The 14,445-nt window shown below is 43.9% G+C and carries 10 protein-coding genes; 5 read left to right on the top strand and 5 right to left on the bottom strand.

The window, feature by feature from the left end; all coding sequences use genetic code 11:
- Window positions 1-18: 18 nt before the first annotated feature.
- The 4 genes from rnhC to C1G53_RS03050 all read left to right on the top strand — a co-directional run bounded on the left by rnhC (window position 19) and on the right by C1G53_RS03050 (window position 5,212).
- On the top strand, window positions 19-909 hold the full coding sequence (gene rnhC / locus C1G53_RS03070; protein WP_105117641.1) for a ribonuclease HIII: 891 nt from the start codon (window positions 19-21) through the stop codon (window positions 907-909).
- Window positions 910-918: 9 nt separating this feature from the next.
- The gene (gene lepB / locus C1G53_RS03065; protein WP_105117640.1) at window positions 919-1,533 is read left to right on the top strand and encodes a signal peptidase I; all 615 of its coding nucleotides are present in this window, start codon (window positions 919-921) and stop codon (window positions 1,531-1,533) included.
- Window positions 1,534-1,900: 367 nt separating this feature from the next.
- On the top strand, window positions 1,901-4,393 hold the full coding sequence (locus C1G53_RS03055; RefSeq protein ID WP_105117639.1) for an ATP-dependent RecD-like DNA helicase: 2,493 nt from the start codon (window positions 1,901-1,903) through the stop codon (window positions 4,391-4,393).
- 105 nt (window positions 4,394-4,498) lie between these two features.
- Window positions 4,499-5,212, top strand: a complete 714-nt coding sequence (locus C1G53_RS03050; RefSeq protein ID WP_105117638.1) for a hypothetical protein — start codon at window positions 4,499-4,501, stop codon at window positions 5,210-5,212.
- Window positions 5,213-5,348: 136 nt separating this feature from the next.
- On the opposite strand, the gene C1G53_RS03045 is transcribed toward C1G53_RS03050, so the two are convergent.
- The 4 genes from C1G53_RS03045 to dinB form a co-directional block, all read right to left on the bottom strand.
- Window positions 5,349-6,269 carry a 1-phosphofructokinase family hexose kinase gene (locus C1G53_RS03045; protein ID WP_105117637.1) on the bottom strand — a complete coding sequence of 307 codons (921 nt, stop codon included), beginning with the start codon at window positions 6,267-6,269 and terminating at the stop codon, window positions 5,349-5,351.
- 94 nt (window positions 6,270-6,363) lie between these two features.
- Entirely contained in the window at window positions 6,364-6,993 is a 630-nt protein-coding gene (locus C1G53_RS03040; protein WP_105117636.1) for an NAD(P)-dependent oxidoreductase, read from the bottom strand.
- A 127-nt stretch (window positions 6,994-7,120) separates the two neighbouring features.
- On the bottom strand, window positions 7,121-7,540 hold the full coding sequence (locus C1G53_RS03035; RefSeq protein WP_105117635.1) for an Rrf2 family transcriptional regulator: 420 nt from the start codon (window positions 7,538-7,540) through the stop codon (window positions 7,121-7,123).
- Entirely contained in the window at window positions 7,524-8,618 is a 1,095-nt protein-coding gene (gene dinB / locus C1G53_RS03030; RefSeq protein WP_105117634.1) for a DNA polymerase IV, read from the bottom strand. The genes C1G53_RS03035 and dinB overlap by 17 nt, the downstream gene beginning before the upstream one ends.
- 248 nt (window positions 8,619-8,866) lie before the next feature.
- Here dinB and pflB point away from each other — a divergent pair, with 248 nt between their 5' ends.
- The gene (pflB, locus tag C1G53_RS03025) at window positions 8,867-11,212 is read left to right on the top strand and encodes a formate C-acetyltransferase (RefSeq protein ID WP_105117633.1); all 2,346 of its coding nucleotides are present in this window, start codon (window positions 8,867-8,869) and stop codon (window positions 11,210-11,212) included.
- Between the two features lie 240 nt (window positions 11,213-11,452).
- Here the strand turns inward: pflB and C1G53_RS03020 are convergent, their stop codons facing one another.
- Entirely contained in the window at window positions 11,453-14,422 is a 2,970-nt protein-coding gene (locus C1G53_RS03020) for a type I restriction endonuclease subunit R (protein WP_105117632.1), read from the bottom strand.
- Between the last annotated feature and the right edge of the window lie 23 nt (window positions 14,423-14,445).

Raw genomic sequence — 14,445 nt, 5'->3', positions numbered from 1 at the left:
TTGTGATACAATAAAAACATGAATACTCTTGTCCTAAAGCCATCAACCCAGCAAAAACAGGCCATGCTAGCCCACTACGACCGCTATCGACAGGCTAGCAAAAATCCTTATATAGAAGCATTTTTCAAACTAGCTGGTGCTAGCTTGTCCATCTATACTTCAGGCAAGGTCGTTTTCCAAGGGGAAATGGCAGAGCAGGAAGCAAGGCTCTGGGGTTATGAGCCAGAAAGCTCTGAACAGACGACCAGTCCTGGTCAAGACCTGCCCATGATTGGTACGGATGAAGTAGGAAATGGGTCTTATTTTGGTGGTTTGGCAGTCGTTGCTAGTTTTGTCCGCCCAGAAGACCATGCCTTTCTCAAGTCGCTTGGCGTGGATGATTCCAAAAAAATGACAGACCAAAAAATCTGCCAAATCGCCCCTCTCTTAAAAGAGAAAATCCCCCACCAAGCTCTGCTATTGTCACCCAAAAAATACAATGAGGTCATCGAGCAGGGCTACAATGCGGTGTCTGTCAAGGTCGCCCTACACAATCAGGCTATTTTCCTACTCCTACAAAAGGGAGCCCAGCCTGAGAAGATTGTCATTGATGCCTTTACTTCTAGCCAAAATTACCAAAAATACCTGAAGAAAGAAGCCAATCAATTTGCTAATCCAGTGACCTTGGAAGAAAAGGCTGAGGGTAAGTACCTGGCTGTAGCAGTTTCTTCAATCATTGCTAGGGCTATGTTTTTGGATAATCTTGCTCAACTCGGTCAATTGGTAGGCAGAAACCTACCTTCCGGAGCTGGAAGCAAATCCGACCATGTCGCAGCCAGCATCTTAAAAGAATATGGTCTGGCAGGCCTAAACCAAACTGCCAAGCTCCACTTTTCCAATACGCAAAAAGCACAAAAATTAGTGAAATGAGGAATAAATATGGGAAAAAGACGAGGCTTCATAGCCTTCTTAGCTGAATGGGGGACCCTCATTCTCTTTATGATCGCTCTCTTTGCTAGTCGCTACTTCTTGTGGGACCCTGTATCCGTTGATGGTCATTCTATGGATCCTACTCTCCAACACCAAGAAAAGTTGGTTATGTTCAAAACCACATCCATAGATCGTTTTGATATTGTCGTGGCCAGCGAAACAGACAGCGATGGTAAGGAAAAACTCATTGTCAAACGGGTGGTCGGCATGCCGGGTGATACCATTCGCTATGCAAACGACGTCCTCTATATCAACGAGCAGGAAGTGGATGAACCCTATCTTGATGAATACCTAGCAGCCTTTCAAAAGGACAAATTGCAAGAAGAATATGCTTACAACAAACAATTCCAAGCCGTTGCCCAAACTGCCCAAGCCTTTACACAGGATGCCAATGGTTCTGTTGATTTCAGCCTTACAGTACCAGAAGGACAATACTATCTCTTAGGTGATGACCGTCTGGTATCACTAGATAGCCGTAGCGTAGGAACTTTCGCACGCGACAGTATCAAGGGAGAAGTTGTCTTCCGCATGTGGCCTTTCAATCGAATTGGAACTGTCGATTAATACTCTTCGAAAATCAGAACTATCCGTTGTCAAGAGCCTTGATGAGTGGGAGCGGGAAAGAACTCGACTGGTCAAAAAAGAGTTCGTCAACAAGTCCTTATTTCCAGTTGTTGAGCTGAAACAGTCTATTCCCAGACTGTTGCACTCCCACCCCCGCATAGCTCCAACAGTCAGAGTAGTGACTGTTGGAGGTTGGAAATAGAGCGAACTTTGTTCGCAACAGTCGTAATGGTCAGATTTGGAGTGTAAAACACGAACAAATCTGCCAATCAACCACTGCGCTGAGATGTTGACACGAACACTGAGAAGTGGGCCAGGGCTTTTTGCCCAGCCTCTTCTTTTTTCACTATTTTAGGAAATATTCTCTATGAACGAAGTTTATTTTACCGGTACTATTGATCGGATCATTTTTGAAAATCCTAGTAATTTTTACAAAATCCTGCTCCTCGAAATTGAGGAAACAGACGCAGACTATGACGATTATGACATCATTGTGACCGGCACCATTGCCGATGTCATTGAGGGGGAGGATTATCGCTTTTATGGCAATCTAGTCACCCATCCCAAATACGGTCAGCAGCTGCAAATCACGCGCTACGAACGCAGCAAGCCCACTTCTGCTGGTCTAGTCAAGTATTTTTCTAGTGACCATTTCAAAGGCATTGGTCGTAAAACAGCCGAGAAAATTGTTGAACTCTATGGAGAAGACACCATCGACAAAATTTTAGCTGAGCCTGAAAAACTGACCCAAATTTCTGGACTATCCAGCAAAAATAGGCAGGCCTTTATCGAAAAACTCCGCCTCAATTATGGAACGGAGCTGATACTGGCCAAACTAGCTGAGTACGGTATTCCTAATAAGCTAGCCTTTCAAATCCAAGACCAGTACAAGGAAAAAACACTCCAAATTATTGAAGAAAATCCCTATCAACTGGTCGAAGATGTACAGGGACTTGGCTTTACCATTGCCGATAGGATTGCGGAAAACCTGGGAATTGCCAGTGATTCTCCCCAACGTTTCCGAGCTGGTATGCTCTTTAGCCTCATTCATCGCTCTATGGAAACAGGTGATACCTATGTGGAGGCTAGAGATTTACTAGAAGCTACCCTTGAACTGCTGGAAAAATCCCGCCATACCGAACTAGACCCTGCTGCTGTTGCCCAAGAATTGACCGGGCTGATAGAAGATGGCAAGGTTCAACAAGAAGGTACCAAGATTTTCGACAACAGCCTCTACTTTGCCGAACATGGTATCCATAAAAACCTGACCCGCCTGATGGGAAAAAATGGCTTCAAACCCTTCCCACGCGCAGACGTTGAGGCTGCCATAGCAGAGCTGGAAAGTATGTCCTCTTTGACCTATGACGATATTCAAAAAGAAGCCATCGTCCAAGCCATTACCAATCCGCTTTTCATTCTGACAGGCGGACCAGGGACTGGAAAAACAACGGTTATCAACGGTATTATCGCGGTCTATGCCATCTTACATAAGATTGACTTGACTCGCAATCGGCAAGAATGCCCAGTCCTTCTCGCAGCTCCAACTGGACGAGCAGCCAGACGGATGAATGAATTGACAGGTCTACCTTCTGCCACCATTCACCGCCATCTGGGGCTTGTTGAAGGACAGGAAGAATCCTACCGAGATGATTACCTCGAAGCTGACTTCATCATCGTAGACGAATTTTCTATGGTCGACACTTGGTTGGCCAACCAGCTCTTCCAGAACATTTCATCCCAGACCCAAGTTCTCATTGTCGGCGATGCCGAGCAATTGCCCTCTGTCAGCCCCGGTCAAGTCCTAGCTGACCTCTTAAAAATTGACAAGCTTCCGAGCATTACTCTAGAACGTATTTACCGCCAATCAGACGATTCGACCATCGTCACACTTGCCAGCCAAATTCGACAGGGGGCTCTACCTAGCGATTTCCGTGAAAAAAAGGCAGACCGCTCCTATTTTGAATCCCAGAATGAACAAATTCCAGCCCTGATTGAGCGCATTGTCGGCGCAGCCATCAAGTCGGGCATTCCTGCAAACGAAGTACAAATCCTCGCTCCCATGTACCGAGGTGCTGCAGGTATTGACCAACTCAACACCATGACCCAGGCCCTGCTCAACCCACTGGAAGAGGGAGAGCTAGAATTCCTCCATAATGAGCAAGCCTTCCGCCAAGGCGACCGAGTCATTCATCTAGTTAACGACGCCGAAGCCAATGTCTTCAATGGCGACTTGGGCTACATCACCGACCTCCTACCTGCCAAGTATACCGACTCCAAGCAGGACGAGCTTACCATCAACTTCGACGGCAGCGAGGTCACCTATCCTCGAAACGAATGGTACAAGATTACCCTGGCCTATGCCATGTCCATCCACAAGTCCCAAGGTAGTGAGTTTCAGGTCGTTATCCTTCCCATCACCCGCACCAGCCACCGCATGCTCCAGCGCAATCTGGTCTACACAGCCATCACCCGCTCCAAGAGTAAGCTCATCCTCCTAGGCGAAATTTCCGCCTTCGACTACGCCGTCAAAAATGCCGGCACCGTCCGAAAAACCTATCTGGTCCCACGTTTCCAAGGAGAAATGGCAGAGCAGGACAGCAAGGAAGCTTTGACTGAAAAAGACCAAAGCAAAACAACTGAAACCACGCAAACCCAGCTACCTACTCAGCCAGACAGGAAAGAACAGGTTAAAGTAGTCAAAGAAAACAGCCAACAACTCTCCCTTCTTGAACAAGACCAGCCAGAAAAAACAAGTGCCCAACCCAGAGAATACATTTTGACTGTAGACAACCTACTAACCATCGACCCCATGATTGGCATCCAAGAGGCAGATATAGAGGAATTTTTCAAGAATAAGTAACAAAAATATTTCTTTTATTACAAAAATGTTACAAATATTACAACTTTGTGTTGACAAGCTTGTTTTTATTTGTTATACTCTGTTTATAAGCGGAGGTAAGAACAAATGAAAAAGATATTCAACTACTCAGTATTGTTGCTCTCTGTAACCTGTCTATTGACAGCTTGTTCAGCAAAAAAACAAGAAAGCCAGACAGAAGCAACCACTAGTAAAACGACCCAAGCAAGTACCAAACAGACAAGCACTGCTAACAGTTCTAGCTCTGTGGAAAAAACAAGTGAAACCAGCTCTTCGACAGATACAAGCCAACAAACTGAGGGAAGTCAGGAAAATCAAGACAGCCAAAGCTCTCAAGCCCAAGAAAGTGTCCTAAGTACCGAAACAACTCACACTCAGCTACTAACTTTGCCAGCCACTAATATCCCCGACGACCTAGTTGGAAAATGGCAAGGAAGTAGCCAGCAAGCGCGCAATGTTGAAGTAACTATCAGCGCAGACGGCACCTTTACTACTTATGAAGATTTTCGACTTAGTGAAGATGAGGAAGGAGAACACCTCATCCAGACCTACACAGCTCAAATTACAGACCTAGTCGAATATGCTCCAAACCACTACCTAATCCGTGGAGTTGATGGCGAAGGTTCTGCCCTTCTACCAGGAGTAACTGGCCTCGGCGGACGGATTGCACCAGGTTTTATCCTAGAGGACGGACAATACAAGGTCATTATGTGGGGAAATCCTTTTGACCCATCTGTAGAAGCCGTGTACGACCTGGTATCAGAACCTCATGTACATGTAACCTTGGATAAGGTAGAGTAACATATTGTATCTAGCACTTATTAAAAAGCAAATAGCACGAGTTGCTATTTGCTTTTTTGCATTATCACACCAAAACTCACTAAAAGCATCGTTTTTGAAAAATATCAAAAAATAAATGCTGATAGATGAATATGTATTACACCTCTTCTAGAACAACTTTACCCGCTATCTCTGCAAATTGCTCTGCTTCGACTTCTGGGAAGTAGTTAAGGCAGTTGGCAGTCGCAAAGGCTGCTGCCTCTTTCAAGAAAATCTCAGGCTCTTGCCCTTGGCTGATACCCTTAACTAGCAAGCCTAGGTAGAAATCTCCTGCCGCAATGGGATTGCGTGTTTCTTTTTTAGGCGACTGGATACGGAAGAAACGCTGACCGATCTTTGCCAAACTGCCCTTTCCACCCATGGTAATGATGATATTCTCATGAGGAGTGACTTCTTTTAGTATCCTCAAAATATCCTCTGGACTTTCTTCATCCAGCTCTGGATAGATGTCCTTGAGCTCCTCATTATTGATTTTGATCAGGGCTGGACGAGCTTGATAGGCAGCTTGTAAGGCTGGTCCACTGGTATCCACAATGGTCAAGACCTCTGGGTATTTTTCAATAAATCGCTGAATATAATCATCCGGCATGCCCTTCATGAGACTGCCTGAGAAGACTAGGATATCGCCAGCTTCTAGGCTATTTGCTATCTGCTGGGTAAATTGGTCAAGCAGGTCCTCTGTCAGTTCAAAGCCTTTTTCATAGAAAAGAACGACATCGCCTGTGCTGGTTTCCACGTAAATATTGCAGGTTCTTGTGTTCTGGTCATTTTCAACGACCTGCAGTTGATTTCCCTTTTGGACATTAAGGTCTTGAATATAGCGACCGATCTGCCCACCTAAAATGGTATGGATCGTGTAGTCTGTCACACCATTTTCTCGAAGGGCATAGGCTACGTTGAAACTCTTACCTCCTGGATAATCTCTGACTTCTGACGGACGTAGGGGAATGTTTTTTTCTATCTTCTCCACAAGAAGCGTACGGTCTAGGGCTGGATTGGGACAAATCAAGTGAATCATAGGGAACTCCTTTTTGTTTTATACATATTATTATACTATATAGAACAAAAATAAAAAAGATAATTCCTCGATGGGAACTATCTTTTCTACTATTTTACGATGCAAAAACCGAAATGCGTTCTTGCTGGTAGCCACCTTTTTCGGCAATATCTACTAAGGCCACTGCATAGTCTACATAGCTAATATAACTTTCACCTTGACCATTGACCTGGAAAACCTCGCCAGCAAGGGTATAAGCACCTGCTTTTTGACCTTCTGCATCAAAATCAGCTGCTGGGCTGATATAGGTCCAGTTGACCGCTGTCGCCTGACGGTAGATGTCAAGACCTGCGCCCATAGCCTCTGCGACTGGTAGGTAGTCCGCTGGGAAGTCTGGGGCATCCTTGAGCATGCTTGTCTGGCTCTGGTCTAGGTAGAGGCTACCTGCACCACCGACAATCAAGAGGCGAGTGGATGTCCCTGCAAGCAAGTCTGTCAAATGGCTTGCTAGACGGCTGTGATCTGGTAGCGTTTCTGGTGTCCAAGCACCAAAGGCGTTGACAACCACATCAAAATCTGCAAAGTCTTCCTTGCTAAGTGCAAAAGCATCTTTTTGGATTACTTCCTGGGCTGCGCTCTTGTTTTCAGAGCGGACAATAGCCGTCACCTGATGACCACGTTCTACTGCTTCTTTGGCAATGGCTTGACCTGCTTTACCGTTTGCTGCGATAATGGCGATTTTCATATTGTTTACCTCACTTGCTTTCTTGTAATGTTTTTGTTTACAATGCTTAGTTTATACTATGTTCGTTGTAATGTCAAATATTACAACTAAAAAGTTTAAAAAAATCACCACGAGGATGATTGAATACCTATAATTCTGCCAATAAATCAGCAATTGTTGTTTGTCCCAACTCTTTTTCCAGAGCCGACTGGGCATTTTCCAAACGGCTATCTAGCAGAGGATGGATAGAGCGGCCGACCTGACAGGCTGGATTGGGTTGTTCATGAAAGCCAAAAAGTTTCCCTTTTTCTCCAAATAACTCTACAGCCTGATAAATATGGAGGAGGGTAATTTTGTCTGGAGCTTGGGCCAAACGTGCGCCACCTACACCGCGCGCCACCTGAACCAAACCTGCCTCTTTCAACTGGGACAGAATATTGCGGATGATGACTGGATTAACCCCTACACTGCCTGCAATGCTGGTACTGGTCTGTTTTTCCTTTTCTCCCTCCAAGGCTAGCAAGACCAAGATATGACTAGCAATGGTAAATCTACTCGAAATTTGCAATTCTACTTTCTCCTTCCACAAAATTTGTAACGGTCACTCCCAGCAAGCGGACACCTTTCTCAGCCTGTCCAACTTCTTCAAAAAGCTGACGGATTTCTTTCTCTATTACTTGAGCTTGATTGGTCGCTTCTCCCAAACTATGTCGCTTGGTCAGGGTTGAAAAATCTCCATAGCGGATTTTCAGAACAATGGTTCGCCCTTGTTTCTCATTTCGCTCCAAGCTGGCGGCCACTCGTTGACAGAGGCTGACTAGCTCTTTCAAGACATCTTCATCTCGATAAAGGAGCTTGCGGTAGGTTCTTTCCTTACCGATAGACTTTCGTACCCGATTGGTTTTGACGGGACTATTCGAAATGCCTCTAGCCTTCCGATACAAATCATAACCAAAGCGACCAAAACGGTCGATCAAGACCATTTCTGGCACATCTAACAAATCCTGACCAGTAGAAACTCCCATCTCATGCAGTCGTTCGACCGTCTTCTTACCAACCCCGTGAAATTTTTCAACAGGCAAAGAGGCTAGTACTCCAACAGCATCCTCTGGCAAAATCAGGGTCAGACCATGCGGTTTTTCCATATCCGAGGCAATTTTAGCCAGGAATTTATTGTAGGAAACCCCTGCAGAAGCTGTCAGATGCAGTTCATTCCAGATGTCGTATTGGATGAGTTTGGCAATTTTGACTGCCGAGCTTAAACCCAGCTTGTTTTCTGTCACATCCAGATAGGCCTCGTCAATGGACATGGGTTCCACCAAGTCGGTATAGCGGTGAAAAATCTCCCTGACCTGTCGCCCCACTTCCTGGTATTTTTCATAATTTCCAGAAATGAAGACGGCTTGCGGACAGCGTTCATAGGCCTCCTTGGAGGACATGGCCGAATGAATGCCAAAGGCACGCGCCTCATAACTACAGGTAGATACCACTCCACGACCGCCAGACAGTCGCGGATCTGCACCAATAATAACTGGCTTCCCTTTCAAAGCAGGATTATCCCTGACCTCTATAGCAGCAAAAAACGCATCCATGTCTACATGAATAATTTTTCGAGATAAATCATTGATTAGGGGAAAAATTAACATGGTGCTCCTTTCTGCTTTTGTATGTAACACATTATACATTATTTTTGCAAATCTTTCACGCCTCGAAAATAAGCGTCTCCCTTCGTTCAAGTTTGAGCTATGAAAAGCAATTTTATCTTTTCTACTTTTTTACATATAAAATGAAAATTATTTCAGTATGTTTTCAACTATTTTTATCTTGTGGAAAGTGCTTACATATGATATACTAAAATATGTGAAAAACAAAACTATCTCAAAGGAGAACCCTCATGTCAACAAAAGTGAAAACTAAAAATGTTACTGAAGACATTTTCGCTCAAGCCTGGGAAGGCTTCAAAGGTGTAGACTGGCAAGAAAAGGCTAGTATTACCCGCTTTGTACAAGCTAACTACACTCCTTATGATGGAGATGAAAGTTTCCTTGCAGGACCAACTGAGCGTTCGCTTCACATCAAGAAAATCATCGAAGAAACAAAAGCTGGCTACGAAGACACACGCTTCCCAATGGACGTGGATCGTGCGACCTCTATTGCTGACATCCCAGCTGGTTTCATTGATAAAGACAACGAGCTGATTTTCGGTATCCAAAACGATGAGCTCTTCAAACTCAACTTCATGCCACGTGGTGGTATCCGTATGGCTGAAACAACGCTTATCGAAAACGGCTATACTCCAGACCCACTTATCCATGAAATCTATACAAAACACGCTACAACTGTAAACGACGGTATCTTCCGTGCCTACACAGCTGACATCCGCCGTGCTCGCCACTCACACCACGTTTCTGGTCTTCCAGATGCTTACTCACGTGGCCGTATCATCGGTATGTATGCTCGTTTGGCCCTTTACGGAGCTGACTACTTGATGGAAGAAAAAGTAGCTGACTGGAATGCCATCACTGAAATCGACGAAGAGTCAATCCGTCTTCGCGAAGAAATCAACATGCAGTACCAAGCCTTGCAACAAGTTGTTCGCTTGGGTGACTTGTACGGTGTTGATGTTCGCAAACCTGCGATGAACACAAAAGAAGCTATCCAATGGACAAACATCGCCTTCATGGCAGTCTGCCGTGTTATCAACGGTGCGGCAACTTCTCTTGGTCGTGTGCCAATCGTACTTGATATCTACGCAGAACGTGACTTGGCTCGCGGTACATTTACTGAATCAGAAATCCAAGAATTTGTTGATGACTTCGTATTGAAACTCCGTACAGTGAAATTCGCTCGTACAAAAGCCTTCGACGAAATCTACTCTGGTGACCCAACATTCTTGACAACATCTATGGCAGGTATGGGTAACGATGGTCGTCACCGTGTTACCAAGATGGACTACCGTTTCTTGAACACACTTGACAACATCGGTAACTCTCCAGAACCAAACTTGACAGTTCTTTGGTCTGACCAACTTCCATACGCATTCCGTCGCTACTGTATGGCAATGAGCCACAAACACTCTTCTATCCAATACGAAGGTGTAACAACAATGGCCAAAGACGGTTATGGTGAAATGAGCTGTATCTCTTGCTGTGTGTCTCCACTTGACCCAGAAAGCGAAGACAAACGCCACAACATCCAGTACTTCGGTGCGCGTGTAAACGTATTGAAAGCCCTTCTTTCAAGCTGGAACAACGGTTACGATGATGTTCACAAAGACTACAAAGTATTCGACGGTGTTGAACCAAACACTTCTGAAATCTTTGACTACGACCAAGTTATCGCAAACTTTGAGAAAGCCCTTGACTGGTTGACAGATACTTATGTTGATGCCATGAATATTATCCACTTCATGACAGACAAGTACAACTACGAAGCAGTTCAAATGGCCTTCTTGCCAACTCACCTTCGTGCAAATATGGGCTTCGGTATCTGTGGTTTTGCCAACACTGTTGACTCCTTGTCAGCTATCAAGTACGCACAAGTGAAACCAATCCGTGACGAAGATGGCTTCATCTACGATTACGAAGTAACTGGTGACTTCCCACGCTATGGTGAAGATGATGACCGTGTAGACGATATCGCGAAATGGCTCATGGAAGCATTCTATACTCGTCTTGCTAACAAGAAACTTTACAAGAATGCAGAAGCTGCAGTTTCTATCTTGACCATCACTTCAAACGTTGCCTACTCTAAACAAACTGGTAACTCACCTGTTCACCGTGGTGTATTCCTCAACGAAGATGGCTCAGTCAACACTTCTAAAGTGGAATTCTTCCCACCAGGTGCTAACCCAACTTCTAAATCTCGTGGTGGTTGGTTGCAAAACTTGAACACCCTTTCTAAGCTCAACTTCAACCATGCCAACGACGGTATCTCATTGACAACTCAGGTTTCTCCAAAAGCCCTTGGTAAGACCTTCGATGAGCAAGTGACAAACTTGGTGACTATCCTTGACGGATACTTCGAGCAAGGTGGTCAACACGTTAACTTGAACGTTATGGACTTAAACGACGTTTACGAGAAAATCATGGCGGGTGAAGATGTTATCGTTCGTATCTCAGGATACTGCGTAAACACTAAATACCTCACTAAAGAGCAAAAAACTGAATTGACACAACGTGTCTTCCACGAAGTTCTTTCAATGGATGACCACGCTGCTGAAGTTTCAGGCCAAGCTTAATCAAACAAAGACAAAAGGACTTGCATATGCAGGTCCTTTTTGCTATGTCAAAAAAATCCTCCCGCATTTGCGGAAGGATTGGGAGAGAACTGAAGGATACTAGCAGCATCCCACAAGAGACTAAGCTCAAGCCCAGTCTCCACATTAATTGATGTCTGGAAATAGACTGTTACAACTCAACAACTTGAAACAAGAATTTGTTGAGCAACTCTTTTATCTTATCGAATTCTTTTTCACTCCCTATTCATCATCTTTCAAACTTCTGTACACATCATCTATAAAAAGCTTGGCAATTCGTTTCTTGAAAGCATCATTATTGAGCAAGACACCAAAGAAATCTTGATTTTGCATATACCCCTCAGTCAAAGCATTGTCAATCTCATCCTCAAAAGAAAACTCGAAATCTTCACGAGAATTTACCTTAGCAGACTGCTTGAGTTTCTCATTTTTCTTCATGAGTTCACGAATAGAAACTGCTCCGCTAACACCGATTTGAGGATCAATCGTCAAATCAAGTTGCTCATTGATTTCATCAATAATCTCTGAAAGACGTTTTTCCTGTTCTTCATCAATAGGTCCGATTTTAGGTTTATTAAGCGAAAGAGTATATTCTCCTTCCAAGTCAGCTACGGTATGGACTCCTGTTTGCTTGTGCTTCATGTAGTCAACCACAATCTTATCCGCAATGGTAAAATCCGTCCCACCAAGCCGAACATCAATCATCTTCACCAATTCTTGTAGATAATTATAACGCTCATGCAGAACCTCATTTTGATAGGCAGTAGCTTGGATTAGAAAAGTATACATTCGAAGAAAACCTCGGAAAACTTTTTTGATTTCCAGCTGCTCCTTTTCATCAAATTCCTGAACACGACTATAACCTTTATTCAACAATGCTGTCATTTTTTGTTTGTCCCGACTAGAGCGTTTCTCTTGATAAAGGAATTGATTAAACTCATGGATAACATCACTGTCAAGAATACTATATTCGTCTATCTTACGCACCAAGTCAAATACATCACTTGGCGTAATCGTTTCTGATAAAATCGTTTCCTTATAGTAAGGAGCAAAAGCCTTGTTTATATCCTCATAGGTATTTTTAAAGTCTAGTACAAAAGTTTTCTTATTGTAGCCTCCCACCGTACGATTGAGGCGAGATAGAGTTTGTACAGCTGCTACATCTCGCAACTTTTTATCTACATACATAGCCACCAATTTCGGTTGGTCAAAACCTGTCTGGTATTTATTGGCCACAATCAAGACCTGATAATCATCTGTATCAAATCTCTCTTTAAGCTTGTCCTCCGCAATTCCGTTCATCAGAGCCTCGGTATAATCCTGATCATCCATACTCACCTTACCTGAAAAAGCAACTAAAGCTCCAATACTGGTGATATGATGCTCTTTGAAATAACGTTTAAAAGACTTTTGATACTTGACTGCTGCTTCACGACCCGATGTAACAATCATAGCTTTACCTTGACCGCCCAACTCAGCCATAATGTCATGACTGATGAAATGGTCCATGATGATTTCAACTTTCTGGTCAATATTTTCATCCGATAACTCGATAAACTTGGCAATCTTTCTCTTGGCAAGACCTGTCTTAAACTGAGGATCCTCCTCAACAGCCTTGTTCAATTTGTAGTACGTCTTGTAAGTAGTATAGTTATTCAAGACATCCAGAATAAAGCCTTCCTGGATAGCCTGTTTCATAGAGTAGACATCAAAAGGACCTTTTGAACCATCTGGTAAGGTTTTTCCAAATAATTGCAAGGTAGTTGCTTTTGGTGTTGCCGTAAAGGCAATAATCGAAATATTATCCTGCTTTCCTGTCCGAGCGATTTCTTGTTCAATGGCGTCCGCCACTGAAACCTCCTGCACCTCATCCATCGTTCCGTCTTCCACATCTGTTTCTGTCAAAACTTGACTGACAGCACTCATATAGGAGCCCGTCGTCGAACTGTGGGCTTCATCAATCAGAATGGCAAATCTTTTCTGGGCAGTTGGACCAGCTGTCATCCAATCTGACTTATTGATTTGGGCGAATTTATGAATGGTTGTTGCGATAATCTTGGTATTTCCAGCCAAGGCATCCGCCAAGTCACTGGAAGTCGCCTTGTCATCCATCACCTTGATAACCCCAGGCTGATGCTGGATAGCCTGAACAGCATCCTGTAGCTGCCTGTCCACAACAATCCTGTCTGTCACAATCAAGACCGTATCCACAACATTTCGGTCTTCGTGGTCATGCAGACTGACCAAACTATGTGCCAACCAAGCAATCGTATTGGTCTTGCCAGACCCTGCCGAGTGTTGAATCAGATAATTACTATCGGTGTGATTGACCTTCATATCCTCTAGGACACGATTTACTGCCCGTCTTTGCTGGTAACGAGGGAAAATCAGCGTTTTCTTGCCTTTTTTCTCCCGATCAATCTTCAAAAAGATAAAGCGTTCAATCAACTGAAGAATACTATCCTTAGTCAGCACTTCCTTCCAAAAATAGGCTGTGTCTGGACCAGATTCATTGTGCGGATTTCCAGCCCCCTGGTCAACCCCTTCACCTTTCCCCATATTGAAGGGAAGGAAATAGGTATCTTGCTCCTTTATTTCGGTCGTCATGTAGACTTCCAAGGTATCTACTGCGAAAGAAGCCAAAACCCCTGAGTCAAACTTAAACAAGCGGTTCTTGCTATCTCGCTTTCTCAACTGACGAATAGCATCATCTACCGATTGACCACTGGAATTAAGCTTCAACTCAATCGCAAACAAAGCTAGACCATTCAGAAAGATAACCAAGTCTACACGTTCTTGATCCTTGTAGACTACCTCTTCCATAACTGTAAAGCGATTTTGCTCATACCGCTTGACTGCCTTGGCATTAAAGGAAGTGGCAGGCTTGGGATAGACCAGTTTCAATTGTTTATTTTCAATATAAACCCCTGACTTCAAGGCAAAGAGAAGACCTCCCTTGATAATTTCTTGGTTAATCAAGTTGAGAATAACCTCTTTGTCCAACTTCTTCAAGAGATAGTCTATCTCGTCTTCTTGGGTTGCTCGCAGAAACTCCCACAAGATGTCTGTATCCATTGCCAAGCGTTGATTATACTTGCTCTGCGGTCTGTGAGTAAAACCATTTTCTGTTTCTAAATCCTTGATAATCCACTGCTGAAAATCATAACGTTCTTTAAGGTCAAAATGAGCCATAGGTATTCCTTATTCTTCCTTGT

This window comes from Streptococcus suis (assembly GCF_002960445.1).
GTDB lineage: Bacteria > Bacillota > Bacilli > Lactobacillales > Streptococcaceae > Streptococcus > Streptococcus hyiners.
The sequence above is the reverse complement of the archived record's forward strand: the minus strand, read 5'-3'. Positions and strand labels throughout refer to the sequence as shown.